14 protein-coding genes and 1 pseudogene are annotated in these 14,372 nt (G+C 66.0%); all 15 read left to right on the forward strand.

The window, feature by feature from the left end:
- Positions 1 to 2 precede the first annotated feature (2 nt).
- Positions 3 to 2,063 (forward strand): NADH-quinone oxidoreductase subunit NuoG, encoded by a 2,061-nt coding sequence (gene nuoG, locus AC1RJ9_RS09145; protein WP_492838590.1) that lies wholly within the window; start codon positions 3 to 5, stop codon positions 2,061 to 2,063.
- Positions 2,064 to 3,125: an NADH-quinone oxidoreductase subunit NuoH gene (gene nuoH / locus AC1RJ9_RS09150; RefSeq protein WP_492853403.1), complete on the forward strand. Its 1,062-nt coding sequence runs from the start codon at positions 2,064 to 2,066 to the stop codon at positions 3,123 to 3,125.
- On the forward strand, positions 3,125 to 3,361 hold the full coding sequence (locus tag AC1RJ9_RS09155; RefSeq protein WP_492838586.1) for a hypothetical protein: 237 nt from the start codon (positions 3,125 to 3,127) through the stop codon (positions 3,359 to 3,361). Before nuoH ends, AC1RJ9_RS09155 begins: the two co-directional genes overlap by 1 nt.
- Before the next feature lie 72 nt (positions 3,362 to 3,433).
- Complete coding sequence (gene nuoI, locus AC1RJ9_RS09160; RefSeq protein ID WP_056051151.1) at positions 3,434 to 3,925, forward strand: NADH-quinone oxidoreductase subunit NuoI; 492 nt, start codon at positions 3,434 to 3,436, stop codon at positions 3,923 to 3,925.
- Between the two features lie 83 nt (positions 3,926 to 4,008).
- Entirely contained in the window at positions 4,009 to 4,626 is a 618-nt protein-coding gene (locus AC1RJ9_RS09165; protein ID WP_492838584.1) for an NADH-quinone oxidoreductase subunit J, read from the forward strand.
- Positions 4,623 to 4,928, forward strand: coding sequence for an NADH-quinone oxidoreductase subunit NuoK (gene nuoK / locus AC1RJ9_RS09170; RefSeq protein ID WP_099577602.1), 306 nt, complete (start codon positions 4,623 to 4,625; stop codon positions 4,926 to 4,928). Before AC1RJ9_RS09165 ends, nuoK begins: the two co-directional genes overlap by 4 nt.
- Positions 4,929 to 4,936: 8 nt before the next feature.
- Positions 4,937 to 7,006, forward strand: coding sequence for an NADH-quinone oxidoreductase subunit L (nuoL, locus tag AC1RJ9_RS09175; protein ID WP_492838582.1), 2,070 nt, complete (start codon positions 4,937 to 4,939; stop codon positions 7,004 to 7,006).
- Positions 7,003 to 8,505 (forward strand): NADH-quinone oxidoreductase subunit M, encoded by a 1,503-nt coding sequence (locus AC1RJ9_RS09180; RefSeq protein WP_492838580.1) that lies wholly within the window; start codon positions 7,003 to 7,005, stop codon positions 8,503 to 8,505. Before nuoL ends, AC1RJ9_RS09180 begins: the two co-directional genes overlap by 4 nt.
- A 7-nt stretch (positions 8,506 to 8,512) precedes the next feature.
- Positions 8,513 to 9,958, forward strand: a complete 1,446-nt coding sequence (gene nuoN / locus AC1RJ9_RS09185) for an NADH-quinone oxidoreductase subunit NuoN (RefSeq protein ID WP_492838578.1) — start codon at positions 8,513 to 8,515, stop codon at positions 9,956 to 9,958.
- A 1-nt stretch (position 9,959) separates the two neighbouring features.
- On the forward strand, positions 9,960 to 10,715 hold the full coding sequence (locus tag AC1RJ9_RS09190) for a biotin--[acetyl-CoA-carboxylase] ligase (protein ID WP_492838576.1): 756 nt from the start codon (positions 9,960 to 9,962) through the stop codon (positions 10,713 to 10,715).
- Complete coding sequence (locus tag AC1RJ9_RS09195) at positions 10,712 to 11,497, forward strand: type III pantothenate kinase (RefSeq protein ID WP_492838575.1); 786 nt, start codon at positions 10,712 to 10,714, stop codon at positions 11,495 to 11,497. Before AC1RJ9_RS09190 ends, AC1RJ9_RS09195 begins: the two co-directional genes overlap by 4 nt.
- Positions 11,497 to 13,176: a ribonuclease J gene (locus AC1RJ9_RS09200; protein ID WP_492838574.1), complete on the forward strand. Its 1,680-nt coding sequence runs from the start codon at positions 11,497 to 11,499 to the stop codon at positions 13,174 to 13,176. The genes AC1RJ9_RS09195 and AC1RJ9_RS09200 overlap by 1 nt, the downstream gene beginning before the upstream one ends.
- 229 nt (positions 13,177 to 13,405) lie before the next feature.
- A complete protein-coding gene (gene mce / locus AC1RJ9_RS09205; RefSeq protein ID WP_492838573.1) occupies positions 13,406 to 13,837 on the forward strand; it encodes a methylmalonyl-CoA epimerase in 432 nt (143 codons plus the stop codon).
- Complete coding sequence (locus AC1RJ9_RS09210) at positions 13,837 to 14,091, forward strand: DUF1467 family protein (protein ID WP_492838572.1); 255 nt, start codon at positions 13,837 to 13,839, stop codon at positions 14,089 to 14,091. The genes mce and AC1RJ9_RS09210 overlap by 1 nt, the downstream gene beginning before the upstream one ends.
- 42 nt (positions 14,092 to 14,133) lie before the next feature.
- A pseudogene (locus AC1RJ9_RS09215) lies at positions 14,134 to 14,323 on the forward strand (hypothetical protein); the annotation flags it as partial.
- Positions 14,324 to 14,372 lie beyond the last annotated feature (49 nt).

The following is a 14,372-nucleotide window of genomic DNA, read 5'->3' on the forward strand; positions in this document are numbered from 1 at the left end:
TTATGGCTATCGCCAAGGTCAACGGCGTCGAAGTCGAGTTCGAGCCCGGCATGACGGTTCTGCAGGTCGCGGAACTGGCCGGGGAAGAGATCCCACGCTTCTGCTACCACGAGCGCCTGTCCATCGCCGGCAACTGCCGCATGTGCCTGGTCGAGGTGAAGCCCGGCCCGCCGAAGCCGCAGGCGTCGTGCGCCCTGCCGGCCGCCGAGGGCCAGGAGATCTTCACCAAGACCCCGATGGTCAAGAAGGCCCGCGAAGGGGTGATGGAGTTCCTGCTCATCAACCACCCGCTGGACTGCCCGATCTGCGACCAGGGCGGCGAGTGCGACTTGCAGGACCAGGCCGTCGGCTACGGCCGCGACGACAGCCGCTATGACGAGAACAAGCGCGCGGTCGAAGAAAAGGCCATGGGCCCGCTCATCAAGACCGTGATGACGCGCTGCATTCAGTGCACGCGCTGCGTCCGCTTCATCACCGAAGTCGCCGGTTCGCCGGAGATCGGCCTGATCTCGCGCGGCGAAGACGTTGAAATCACGACCTATCTGGGCGCTGCGGTGACGTCGGAGCTCAGCGCCAACGTCATCGACCTGTGCCCGGTCGGCGCCCTGACCTCCAAGCCCTACGCGTTCGAAGCCCGTCCGTGGGAACTGAAGAAGACCGAGAGCATCGACGTCATGGACGCGCTGGGCTCGTGGATCCGCGTCGACAGCCGCGCCGCCGCCGTGCTGCGCGTGCTGCCGCGCAACAATGACGACGTCAACGAGGAGTGGATTTCGGACAAGACGCGCTACGCCGTCGACGGCCTTGGCCGTCAGCGTCTCGACCGTCCGTACGTCCGCGTCGGCGGCAGCCTGAAGCCGGCCACCTGGGCCGAGGCCTTCGCCGCCGTCGCCGCCAAGATCAAGGCGACCACGCCCGAGCGCATCGGCGTCATCGCCGGCGACCTGCAGGACGCCGAGAGCCTGAAGGCGACCAAGGACCTCTTCACCGCCCTGGGCGTGAAGAACCTGGACAGCCGCCAGGACGGCGCCGCGCTGGGCGCTGGCCCGCGCGAGAGCTGGCTGTTCAACTCGACCATCGCCGGCATCGAGAACGCCGACGTCGTTCTGTTCGTCGGCGCCAATCCGCGCATCGAGGCCCCGGTCCTGAACGCCCGCTTCCGCAAGCAGTGGATCGCCGGCAAGACCCGCTTCGGCGTCATCGGCGAGCAGGCCGATCTGACGTTCGACTACGACTACCTCGGCGCCGGCGCCAAGACCCTGTCGGGTCTGGCCAAGAGCAAGGGCGACTTCATCGACGCCCTGAAGGCCGCCGAGCGTCCCGCCATCATCATCGGCCAGGGCGCTCTGGCCCGCGCCGACGGCGCGGCCATCCTCAAGGCCGCCGCCGGCCTGGCCAAAACCGTCAAGGTCGTCCGCGAAGGTTGGAACGGCTGGAACGTCCTTCACACCGCCGCCGCGCGCGTCGCCGGCCTCGACATGGGCTTCGTTCCGGCCGAGGGCGGTCTGGCCACGGCTGACATGCTGAAGCCGGGCGCCCTGGATGTCCTGTTCCTGCTGGGCGCCGACGAGTGCGAGACGGCCGCCTCGGGCGCTTTCAAGATCTATCTCGGCACGCACGGCGACAACGGTGCCCACAAGGCCGACGTGATCCTGCCGGGCGCCGCCTACACCGAGAAGAACGGCCTCTACGTGAACCTCGAAGGCCGGGTCCAGATGGGCCGTCGCGCGGTGTTCCCGAAGGGCGAGGCCAAGGAAGACTGGTCGATCCTGCGCGCCCTTTCGGAAGTGCTGGGTCAGAAGCTGCCCTATGACAGCCTGGACCAACTGCGCGCCAAGCTGTTCGCCGACCATCCGACCTTCGGCCAGATCGATTACGCGCCGGGCTCGGTCGCCGCGTCGTTCGATGTCGGCGCGCTCGGCGCTGACGGCGAGGTCTCGGACGCGCCGTTCGAAAGCCCGATCAAGGCTTTCCACCTGACCAACCCCGTCGCGCGCGCCAGCGTGACCATGGCCGAATGCGCGGCCGTGGCGTCCGGCGCCGCCAAGATCGCCGCGGAGTAAATCGTGGGCTCGACTTCTCCGCTTCTCTGGTTTGGGCTGACGACCGGCGGCATCCTGCTCGTCGTGATCTGGGTCCTGCTGAGCCTGGCCTTCCTGCTGCTGGCCGACCGCAAGATCTGGGCCGGCGTCCAGATGCGCAAGGGCCCCAATGTCGTGGGTCCGTTCGGCCTGCTGCAGTCCTTCGCCGACTTCTTCAAGTTCGTGCTGAAGGAGATCGTGATCCCGGCTGGCGCCGACAAGATCATCTTCATCCTGGCGCCGCTGATCAGCCTGGTCCTGGGCTTTGTCGGCTGGGCCGTGGTGCCGTTCGCGCCGGGCTGGGTCGTCTCGAACCTCAACGTCGGCATTCTCTATCTGCTGGCGATGAGCTCGCTGGGCGTCTACGGCATCATCATGGGCGGCTGGGCTTCGAACTCGAAGTATCCGTTCCTGGGCGCGCTGCGTTCGGCGGCGCAGATGGTGTCGTATGAAGTCTCGATCGGTCTGATCATCATCACGGTGATCCTGCTGGCCGGTTCGATGAACCTGTCGACCATCGTCGAGAAGCAGTCGGGCTGGTTCTGGAACTGGAACGTCTTCGGCGGCGGCCTGAAGAACATCGTCCTCGTGCCGATCATGGTCGTCTCGATGGGCATGTTCTACATCTCGGCCCTGGCCGAGACCAATCGCCCGCCCTTCGATCTGCCGGAAGCCGAATCCGAACTCGTGGCCGGTTACCAGGTCGAGTACAGCTCGACGCCGTACCTGCTGTTCATGGTCGCCGAGTATTCGAACATCGTCCTGATGTGCGCCATGATCAGCGTGCTGTTCTTCGGCGGCTGGAATCCCGGTTTCCCGACCGACTTCCTGAAGAGCTGGGGCTGGTGGGGCAATCTATTCCTGGCCTTGGTGTTCTACGCCAAGATCTGCTTCTGGTTCTTCATGATCGCCATGGCGAAGGCCATCGTGCCACGCTACCGCTACGACCAGTTGATGCGACTGGGCTGGAAGGTGTTCCTGCCGACCTCGCTGGTGCTGGTGGCCGCGGTCGCCGCCTGGCGCGTGTTCGGTCCGGCGGCCTGATGCGTCGGCTCGTCCTCGCGACCCTGGGCTTGACCGCCCTGACCCTGACGGCCTGCGCCGTCTCGGCTCAGGACCGATCGTATTCTCTGGGCGACGGGGTCGTCAGCTACGACGACCTCAGGCGCGAAGGCGAGAAGTGCAAGGCTTCGGGTGGGATCATCCAGGCCAAGCAGGACGGGGGCGACCCCGCTCAGCTGTCGAACTACACCTGCGTGATCCCGCGCGGGCCGAAATAGGGGCTTTCAGCCCAGATCGAGACGGGGAGGGGCCAACGCCCCTTCACGAAGTATAGGTTTAGGAGAGCTCTGGTGTTCCAGCGCATCACTCAAGCGGTCAAGGGCGCGGCCCTTCTGGACTTCGCGGGCGCCTTTGGCCTGGCCATGAAGTACATGATCGCGCCGAAGAAGACGGTGATCTATCCGAACGAGCGCGGCCCGCAGTCGCCGCGCTTTCGGGGCGAGCACGCCCTGCGCCGGTATCCGTCGGGCGAAGAGCGCTGCATCGCGTGCAAGCTGTGTGAGGCCATCTGCCCGGCCCAGGCCATCACCATCGAGGCCGAACCGCGCGAGGACGGCAGCCGCCGCACGACCCGCTACGACATCGACATGGTCAAGTGCATCTACTGCGGCCTGTGCCAGGAGGCCTGCCCGGTGGACGCCATCGTGGAAGGCCCGAACATCGAGTTCGCGACCGAGACCCGCGAGGAGCTCTACTACGACAAGGAACGTCTTCTCGATAACGGCGACCGCTGGGAGCGCCTGATCGCGAAGAATCTGGAGTTGGACGCGCCCTACCGTTAAAGGGACGGGCGAATCCTAGGAGGCGGCGCGCCGTTCGGCCGCGTCGTCATTGGACTTAAGTTTTCAGGGGAGCACCTGGGCCAATGGCCTTGCAGGCGATCGCTTTCTATCTGCTGGCTTTCACGACCATCGCGGCGGGCTTGCTCGTCGTGTCGGCGCGGAATCCCGTGCACTCGGTGCTCTTCCTGATCACCGCCTTCTTCTCGGCCGCCGGCCTCTTCGTCCTGCTGGGCGCGGAGTTCCTGGCGATGCTGCTGATCGTCGTCTATGTGGGCGCGGTCGCGGTGCTGTTCCTGTTCGTCGTCATGATGCTGGACGTGGACTTCGCCGAACTCCGGCAAGGCTTCGTGCAGTACCTGCCGTTCGGCGGGGCGATCGCCCTGGTCATCGCCACCGAGATGGTGATGGTCGTGGCCGCGGTCGCCACCAACGGCGCGGCCTCGCGGAACGCGCTGCCGAACGCTTCGCCGGGCGGTGTTCCGAACACCGAGGCCATCGGTCGCGTGCTCTACACCGACTATGTCTTCTTCTTCCAGCTGGCGGGCCTGGTGCTGCTGGTCGCCATGATCGGCGCCATCGTCCTGACCCTGCGCCACAAGCCGGGCGTCAAGCGCCAGGACATCGGCAAGCAAGTCGCCCGTACGCCGAAGACCGGCATGGAACTGGTCCAGATCAAGCCGGGTGAGGGGATCTCCGAATGATCGGCCTGTCGCACTATCTCGTCGTCGCCGCGATCCTGTTCACGATCGGCGTCTTCGGCATCTTCGTGAACCGCAAGAACGTCATCGTCATCCTGATGTCGATCGAACTGATCCTGCTCGCGGTGAACATCAATCTCGTGGCGTTCTCGTCCTTCCTGCACGATGTGGCGGGGCAGATCTTCGCCATGTTCGTGCTGACCGTCGCCGCCGCCGAGGCGGCCGTGGGTCTGGCCATCCTCGTCACCTTCTTCCGAAACCGCGGCGACATCGCGGTTGACGACGCCAGCATGATGAAGGGCTAAGCGACGTCATGCAGACGCTTGTCACCATTCTCGTTTTCGCGCCGATCATCGCCGCGGCCATCGCCGGCCTGTTCGGTCGCCGCATCGGCGACGTGGCTTCGCAGTCGGTCACCACCGGCGCCCTGATCCTGGCCTGCGGCCTTAGCTGGTACACGTTCAGCCAGTGGACTTGGGGGCACATGGAGGCCTTCACCGTCCACCTGCTGCCGTTCATCCACATCGGCGACTTCCAGGCTGACTGGTCGATCCGCATCGACGCCCTGTCGGCGACCATGCTGATCGTGGTCACGACCGTTTCGATGCTCGTGCACATCTATTCCTGGGGCTACATGGCCGAGGACGACAGCAAGCCGCGCTTCTTCGCGTACCTGTCGCTGTTCACCTTCGCCATGCTGTCGCTGGTCACCGCCGCCGACTTCATGCAGCTGTTCTTCGGCTGGGAAGGCGTGGGCCTGGCCTCGTACCTGCTGATCGGCTTCTGGTACAAGAAGCCGTCGGCCAGCGCCGCGGCCATCAAGGCCTTCGTGGTCAACCGGGTCGGCGACTTCGGTTTCGCCCTCGGCATCATGACCACCTTCTGGGCGTTCGGCACGATCCAGTTCGCCGAGCTGTTCCCGATGATCGCCAGCCACGCCGGCAAGACCTGGGAATTCGCCGGCCACACCTGGCCGCTGATGGATATCGCCTGCTTCCTGCTGTTCATCGGCGCGATGGGCAAGTCGGCGCAGTTCTTCCTGCACACCTGGCTGCCGGACGCCATGGAAGGCCCGACCCCGGTGTCGGCCCTGATCCACGCGGCCACCATGGTCACCGCTGGCGTCTACATGCTGTGCCTGCTGTCGCCGATGTTCGAATACGCCCCGGTGGCCAAGAACATCGTCACGGTGATTGGCGCGGTGACGGCCCTGTTCGCCGCCACGGTCGGTCTGACCCAGAACGACATCAAGCGCGTGATCGCCTACTCGACCTGTTCGCAGCTCGGCTACATGTTCTTCGCCGCCGGCGTCGGCGCCTACCAGGCGGCCATGTTCCACCTGTTCACCCACGCCTTCTTCAAGGCGCTGCTGTTCCTGGGCGCCGGTTCGGTGATCCACGGCATGCACCACGAGCAGGACATGCGGAAGTACGGCGCCCTGGCCAAGCTTCTGCCGGTGACCTTCATCGCCATGACGATCGGCACGATCGCCATCACGGGCCTCGGCTTCCCGCCGCTGCACCTGGGCTTCGCCGGCTTCTACTCGAAGGACACCATCATCGAAGCGGCGTTCGCCGCGGGCGGCCAGAACGGCATCGCCATGTTCGCCTGGGTGATCGGCGTGCTCGTCGCGGGCCTGACCTCGTTCTACTCGTGGCGCCTGGCCTTCTTCACCTTCAACGGCAAGGCGCGCTGGGGTCATGACGACCACCACGCCCACGGTGACGCCCACGTCGCCCAGGGTCACGACGCCCATGCGCACGGGGCGCACGATGACCACGCGCATGACGATCACGGCCATGGTCACGACCACAAGCCGCACGAAAGCCCGTTGGTGATGCTGATCCCGCTGGTGGTGCTGTCGCTGGGCGCGATCTTCGCCGGCTTCGTGTTCACCGACTACTTCGTCGGCCACCACCAGGAAGAGTTCTGGCGCGGCGCGATCTACAACGCCCCGACCAACCACGTCCTCCACCAGGCGCACGAAGTGGCCGAGTGGGTGAAGTGGAGCCCGCTGATCGCCTCGATCCTGGGTCTGCTGGTCGCGGTCTACGTCTACCTCATCAAGGGCAACGAGCGGCTGGGCCTGAAGCTGGCCGAGCGCAAGGGCCCGCTGTACGTCTTCTTCTACAACAAGTGGTTCTTCGACGAGCTTTACGACGCCACCTTCGTGCGCTTCGCCAAGTTCCTCGGCGACCTGTTCTGGAAGGGCGGCGACCAGAAGATCATCGACGGCCTCGGCCCGGACGGCGTCAGCAAACTCTCCTATGAGGTGGGCAGGCGCACCGGCAAGCTGCAGACCGGCTATCTCTATCACTACGCGTTTGTCATGCTGCTCGGCGTCGCCGGCCTGCTGACCTTCGCCCTGTACGCCTTCCGTTGAGGGGGACGGAGCTCATGAGCGGCCTTCTCAGCCTTACGACCTTCGCGCCGATCGTCGGCGTCGCGGTGATCCTCGCCGCACGCGCCTTCAGCGGCGCGAGCGAAAAGACCGACACCCTGGCCAAGTGGATCGCGCTCGCGACCACGCTGGTCACGTTCGGCCTGTCGATCGTCCTGACCCTGCAGTTCGATCCGAAGAACCCGGGCTTCCAGTTCGTGGAAGACTTCGCCTGGTTCGCGGGCCTGCATTACCGGATGGGCGTCGACGGCATCTCGGTGCTGTTCGTCCTGCTGACCGCGTTCCTGCTGCCGATCTGCATCATCGCCAGCTGGAAGTCGGTCGAGAAGCGCGTCGTCGAATATCTGATCGCCTTCCTGGTCCTGGAGACCCTGGTGATCGGCGTGTTCTGCGCGCTCGACCTGATCCTGTTCTATCTCTACTTCGAATTCAGCCTGGTCCCGATGTTCCTGATCATCGGCATCTGGGGCGGCAAGCGTCGGATCTACGCGGCCTACAAGTTCTTCCTCTACACGCTGCTGGGTTCGATCCTGATGCTGGCCGCCATCCTGGCCATGATCAATATCGCCGGCACCTCGTCGATCCCGGCGCTGATGACGTTCAAGTTCGCTCCGTGGTTGCAGACCTGGCTGTGGCTGGCCTTCTTCGCCTCGTTCGCGGTGAAGATGCCGATGTGGCCGGTGCACACCTGGCTGCCCGACGCCCACGTGGAAGCCCCGACGGCCGGTTCGGTCATCCTGGCCGGCATCCTGCTGAAGCTCGGCGGCTACGGCTTCATGCGCTTCAGCCTGCCGATGTTCCCCAACGCCTCGGAGATGTTCCAGCCGCTGGTGTTCGCGATGTCGGCCATCGCCATCGTCTACACCTCGCTGGTCGCCTTCCGTCAGACCGACATCAAGAAGCTGATCGCCTATTCGTCGATCGCCCACATGGGCTTCGTGACCATGGGCATCTTCTCGGGCAACGCGGCGGGCGAGCAGGGCGCTCTGTTCCAGATGCTGAGCCACGGGGTGATCTCCGGCGCGCTCTTCCTCTGCGTCGGCGTCGTCTACGACCGCATGCACACCCGCGAGATCGCCTTCTACGGCGGCCTGACCAACCGGATGCCGCACTACGCCTTCGTGTTCCTGCTGTTCACCATGGGCAATGTCGGCCTGCCGGGCACCTCGGGCTTCGTCGGTGAAATCCTGACCATGACCGGCGTCTACAAGGCGTCGACCTGGACGGCGATCGTGGCGGCCACCGGCGTGATCCTGTCGGCCATGTACGCCCTGACCCTTTATCGCCGGGTCATGTACGGCGAGATCACCAATCCCGAGCTGAAGACCATCACCGATCTGGACGCGCGCGAGATCGTGCTGTTCGTGCCGCTGATCGCGATGACCCTGCTGCTGGGCGTCTATCCCAATCTCGTGTTCAACCTGACCGCGACGTCCGTCGACGCGCTCGTCGGCGCCTGGCGCGCCGCCGTGGGCGGGTGAGGAGCCTATGACCTTTTCCGCCCACTTCACGCTCGTCCTGCCTGAGATCGTTCTCGCGATCGCGGCGCTCGTCCTGCTGGTCGCCGGCGCCTTCCGGGGCAAGGTCGGGGCCATCTTCACCCTGGCCGCCGTCGCGGCGCTGATCGCGGCCGCCGCCACGGCCGTCCTCGGGCCGCATGGCCGCGCCTTCGGCGGCGTCTACGCGGCCGACGCCGCGGCGACCTACGCCAAGGTAGCCATCTATCTCTCCAGCGCCGTCGCCGTGGTGCTGGGCGACCGCTGGCTGGCCCAGCGTAACGACCAGAAGTTCGAATACGCCGTCCTGGTGATCCTGGCCGCGCTGGGCATGGGCGTCACCGCCTCGGCTGGCGACCTGATCAGCCTCTATGTCGGCGTCGAGCTGCAGTCCCTGGCCCTGTACGTGCTGGCCGCCATGCGCCGCGACGACGCCAAGTCGTCGGAAGCGGGCCTGAAGTATTTCGTGCTGGGCGCTCTGTCGTCGGGCCTGCTGCTGTACGGCAGCTCGCTGATCTACGGCTTCACCGGCTCGACCCACTTCAGCCAGATCGCCCTGGCCGCCGCCCACGGCGGCGCGCACGGCACCGGCCTGCTGTTCGGCCTGGTGTTCCTGATCTGCGGCCTGGCGTTCAAGGTCTCGGCCGCGCCGTTCCACATGTGGACCCCGGACGTCTATGAAGGCGCCCCGACCCCGGTCGTCGGTTTCTTCGCCGCCGCGCCGAAGCTGGCCGCCATGATGATGTTCGCCCGCGTGCTGGGCGACGCCTTCCCGGCCGCTACCGACCAGTGGCGCCAGATCCTGGCGATCGCGGCCCTGCTGTCGATCTTCATCGGCGCCTTCGCGGGCCTGGCTCAGACCAACCTCAAGCGCCTGTGGGCCTATTCCTCGATCGCCAATGTCGGCTACGCCCTGCTGGGCGTCGCGGCCGGCGGCGAGGTTGGTCTGCACGCCATGCTGGTCTTCATGGTGCTCTACATGGTCGACGTCACCGGCTTCTTCGCCTGCCTGCAGGCGCTGAACCGCGACGGCAAGCCGATGGAGACGATCGAGGACATGGCCGGCCTGATCAAGGAACGTCCGGGCGTCGCCCTGGCCATGACGGCGTTCTCGCTGTCCGCCCTGGGCCTGCCGCCGTTCTCGGGTTTCTGGTCGAAGTACTACGTCTTCAAGGCCGCCCTGGGCGCGGGCGACGTGGTCCTGCAATGGGCCGCCGTCCTGGGTCTGGTCGGCTCGGTTGTCGCGGCGTTCTATTATCTGCGTCTGATCAAATCGATCTGGTTCGACACCTCGGCGGGGGCGACCGACGCACCGTCGCCCTCGGCGCGCGCCGTCGGCATCGCGGCAGCGTTCTTCTCGTTCCCGATCGTGCTCGTGGCCCTGGTCTGGCTGGATCCCGCCGCCAAGGCCGCTGCGGCCGCCTTTGGTCACGCGTGACGTGACGGGCGTTCCGCCCGTCGTCGTCCCACCCATCGTCGTTCTCGATGAGATCGACTCCACCAACGCCGAAGCCCGTCGCCGGGCCGAGGCTGGCGAGGCCGGCCCCGTGTGGCTGGTCGGCCTTCGCCAGACCGCCGGCCACGGGCGTCGCGGTCGGGCCTGGGAAACTGGCGAGGGCAACCTCGCCGCCACCCTGCTTCTGCGTACCGACAAGCCGCCGGCCGAAGCCGCCCAGGTCTCGTTCGTCGTCGCCTTGGCCGTGGCCGACATGCTGGGCCAGTACGTGCCGGCCTCCCTGGTCAGCCTGAAGTGGCCCAACGACCCGCTGCTGGGTGGACTGAAGGTCAGCGGCATACTGATCGAGTCGGGCGCCTCGCCCTTGGGCGGCCTGTGGCTGGCCGTCGGCGTCGGGGTCAACCTGGCGCGCAAGCCGACCAACAGCGAACGACCCGCCACCTCGATCGCCAGCCATCGCGACATTCCGCCGCCGGGCGCCCCCGAGGCCGCCCAGGCCCTGGCCGAGGCGTTCGAGCGCTGGTCGCGGGTCTGGACCTCGCTGGGCTTTCCCGCGATCGCCGACGCCTGGACGGCGCGCGCTCATGGCCTGGGTGAGCCTTGCGTCGCGCGCCTGGGAAGCGAGACGGTCGAAGGGATCGCCGAGGGGCTGGACGGCGACGGGGCTCTACGGCTTCGTCTGGATGACGGCAGGATCCGCCGGATCACCGCCGGCGATGTATTCTTCGGAGGCGCGTGATGCTTCTCGCCATTGAACAGGGCAACACCAACACCATGTTCGCCATTCACGACGGCGCGTCGTGGTTGGCTCAGTGGCGCGCGGCCACCGAGAGCACCCGCACCGCCGACGAGTACGTGGTGTGGCTCTCGCAGCTGCTGTCGATGCAGGGCATCGGCTTCCGCGCCATCGACGCGGTGATCATCTCCAGCGTCGTGCCGCAGTCGATCTTCAACCTGCGCAACCTCAGCCGGCGCTACCTCAACGTCGAGCCGCTGGTGATCGGCGAGAACGCCAGGCTGGGCATCGATGTCCGCATCGAGAAGCCCTCCGAAGCCGGCGCCGACCGCCTGGTCAACGCCATCGGCGCGCACATGGTCTATCCGGGCCCGCTGATCGTGATCGACAGCGGCACGGCCACCACCTTCGACATCGTGGCCGCCGACGGCGCGTTCGAGGGCGGGATCATCTCGCCGGGCATCAATCTTTCGATGCAAGCCCTGCACGAGGCGGCGGCCAAGCTGCCTCGGATCGCCATTCAGCGGCCGGCTGGTAACAGGATCGTGGGCACCGATACGGTGTCGGCCATGCAATCGGGCGTCTTCTGGGGGTATATCTCTCTGATCGAAGGGCTCGTCTCGCGTATCAAGGCTGAGCGCGGCGAGCCCATGACCGTTATCGCCACCGGCGGCGTCGCCTCGTTGTTCGAGGGCGCCACCGACAGCATCGACCACTTCGACTCCGACCTGACGATACGGGGTCTTCTCGAAATCTATCGTCGAAACACCATTTCCGAGACCTGATGAAAAAATCCAAGAGCGACGAGCTCGTCTTCCTGCCGCTGGGCGGGTCGAACGAGATCGGCATGAACTTCAACCTGTACGGCTTCGGGCCGGCGCACGATCGCAAGTGGATCGTCGTCGACCTGGGCGTGACCTTTGGCGACCAGACGACGCCGGGCGTCGAGATCATCCTGCCCGATCCGTCCTATATCGAGCCCTACGCCAAGGACATCATCGGCATTGTCCTGACCCACGCCCACGAAGACCACCTGGGCGCGGTGCACTGGCTGTGGCCGCGCCTGAAGGCGCCGGTCTACGCCACGCCGTTCACCGCCTTCCTGCTGCGCGAAAAGCTGCGGGACGCGGGCATCCTGGACGACGTGCCGATCACCGAGGTGCCGCTGGGCGGCAAGTTCTCGCTCGGCCCGTTCGACCTGGAACTGATCACCCTGACGCACTCGATCCCCGAGCCGAACGGCCTGGCGATCAAGACGCCGCTGGGCACGATCCTGCACACCGGCGATTGGAAGATCGATCCCGAGCCGCAGCTTGGCGCGCCGACCGATGACGCCGCCCTACGCCGCCTTGGCGACGAAGGCGTGCTGGCCATGGTCTGCGACAGCACCAACGTCTTTGTCGAAGGCTCGGCGGGATCGGAAGCCGATGTCCGCGAGGCGCTGGGGAACCTGATCCAGAGCTTGTCGGGCAAGATCGCCGTGGCCTGCTTCGCCTCGAACGTGGCGCGCATGGACACCGTGATCCGCGCCGCCCAGGCCTGCGGCCGCAAGGTCAGCCTCGCTGGCCGCTCGATGCACCGCATGGCCGCCGCCGCGCGGTCGGTGGGGCTGCTGCAGGGGCTCGAGCCTTTCATCAACGACGACCAGGCCAAGCACCTGCCCGAGAACCAGGTCCTGTTCCTCTGCACCGGCAGCCAGGGCGAGGCTCGCGCGGCGCTGTCGCGCATCGCCGACGGCAGCCACCCGCACGTGAAGCTGGGGCAGGGCGACCACGTGATCTTCTCGTCGCGGGTCATCCCGGGCAACGAGATCCCGATCCGCAACTTGCAGAACAAGCTGGCCGACCGAGGCGTGCGCCTGCACACCGAGCGCGACACGCCCGGCATCCACGTCTCGGGTCACCCGTGCCGTGAAGAACTGCGCCAGATGTACGCCTGGGTTCGTCCGACGATCGCGGTGCCGACCCATGGCGAGCGCCGTCACCTGATCGAGCACGCCGCCTTCGCCAAGGACCTGCAGGTCCCGCACGCCATCTCGCCGCGCAACGGCGACATGGTGCGCCTGGCGCCGGGGCATCCGGAGATTATCGACGAGGTGCCGGCCGGGCGCCTGTATGTCGACGGCGGCGTGGTCACGCCCGAGAACGGCGACGCCCTGCGCGAGCGCCGTCATGCTGCGTTCAACGGGATGCTGGTGGTGTCGATCGTCCTGGACGGTCGCAACAAGATCGTCTCGGGTCCGCAAGTGCGCGGCATCGGCTTGGCCGGCGACGAAGAGTATTCGCTGGACGACGCCCTGGACGATCTCGCCGAGGAGGCCGAGACCGCCTACAAGAAGCTGGCCGGTGACACCCGCGAGTTGGACGAAGCGATCGAAAGCGCCATCTCCCGCGCCGTGAAGAAGGCCGCGTTCCGGATCTGGGAACGCAAGCCGGTCGTGGAAACGACGGTCCTGCGCCTGTGATTTTCCGTCGTAGCCGTTCCGCCGAGCCCAGGATGTCGGCCTCGCCGACCTCGGGCGCCGGCGAGAACGGCTACGCGGTCCAGATCGTCCGCCACCCGGACTTCCTCTAGCGCGTGGTGACGCTATGGAACTGGCAGGCCCCCGCTTCTACATGCCGATCAGCAGACCGAACGATCTGCACTCGGCTTTCAGCGATCCGATTGGTACCTTCGGCGGCTAGGAGAATAACATGATCGGCAAGCTCAACCACGTGGGCGTCGCGACGCCCTCGATCGACGACTCGGTGAAGATGTACCGCGACCTCCTGGGCGCCACCTCGGTGACCGAGAAGTGGGCGATGCCGGAGCAGGGGGTCTGGGTCTGCTTCGTCAACCTGCCCAACAGTCAGATCGAACTGATCGAGCCCTATGGCGAGAACTCGCCGATCCATGGCTTCCTGGCCAAGAACCCCAAAGGCGGCCAGCATCACATTTGCTTCGAGGTCGAGAACATCTACGAAGCACGCGACGATCTGGTGGCCAAGGGCGCGACCGTGCTGGGCGAGCCCCGCATCGGCGCCCACGGCACGCCGGTCATCTTCGTCCACCCCAAAGACATGGGCGGCCTGCTGGTCGAGCTTATGGAAACGCCCCAAAACACTGCTGGTAAGGATGCTCACTGATGAGCCCGATCACCTGGTTCGCCATCTACTTGACCATCTGGTGGACGGTGCTGTTCGCCGTCCTGCCGCTGGGCTCGCGCAGCTACCACGAGGCCGGCCTCAAGACGCCGGGCGGGGGGGACCCGGGCGCGCCGATCAATCCGAACCTGAAGCGCAAGTTCATCACCACGACCTGGGTCTCGGCCGTCGTCTTCGTGCTGTTCTTCCTGATCGTGCGCTTCAACCTGATCACCCTGCCGGATCTTCCGCGATAAGGCCGGTGTGCGAATGCACAAGCCTTGGGCGCGAGGTGAGCAATCTGCCCTCGAACGCCCAAGTCTTGGGCGAACGGTCTCATTGTGAGCGCTTCCCTCGCATGGCCGTGCCCCAACAGATGTTTGGTTGGTAAGGTGACTTCAGGAGATCGGCCTTGCCGGTCTCGCTCTGTGGCGTCTTCCCCGACGATGACTTGAAAGGCCGCGCGGCGATCCGCGCGGCCTCTCTTTTATTCGCGTCGGGAGCCATACTTTAGTCACGCGCGTTGCCAAGCTGTCGG

The organism is Caulobacter sp. GW822-FHT07D08 (assembly GCF_058798735.1).

Excerpts from the sequence above, each read along its gene's own strand:
- nuoG (WP_492838590.1), top strand. The coding sequence starts at position 3 with ATGGCTATCGCCAAGGTCAACGGCGTCGAAGTCGAGTTCGAGCCCGGC.
- AC1RJ9_RS09155 (WP_492838586.1), top strand. The coding sequence starts at position 3,125 with ATGCGTCGGCTCGTCCTCGCGACCCTGGGCTTGACCGCCCTGACCCTG.
- AC1RJ9_RS09165 (WP_492838584.1), top strand. The coding sequence starts at position 4,009 with ATGGCCTTGCAGGCGATCGCTTTCTATCTGCTGGCTTTCACGACCATC.
- nuoK (WP_099577602.1), top strand. The coding sequence starts at position 4,623 with ATGATCGGCCTGTCGCACTATCTCGTCGTCGCCGCGATCCTGTTCACG.
- nuoL (WP_492838582.1), top strand. The coding sequence starts at position 4,937 with ATGCAGACGCTTGTCACCATTCTCGTTTTCGCGCCGATCATCGCCGCG.
- nuoN (WP_492838578.1), top strand. The coding sequence starts at position 8,513 with ATGACCTTTTCCGCCCACTTCACGCTCGTCCTGCCTGAGATCGTTCTC.
- AC1RJ9_RS09200 (WP_492838574.1), top strand. The coding sequence starts at position 11,497 with ATGAAAAAATCCAAGAGCGACGAGCTCGTCTTCCTGCCGCTGGGCGGG.
- mce (WP_492838573.1), top strand. The coding sequence starts at position 13,406 with ATGATCGGCAAGCTCAACCACGTGGGCGTCGCGACGCCCTCGATCGAC.
- AC1RJ9_RS09210 (WP_492838572.1), top strand. The coding sequence starts at position 13,837 with ATGAGCCCGATCACCTGGTTCGCCATCTACTTGACCATCTGGTGGACG.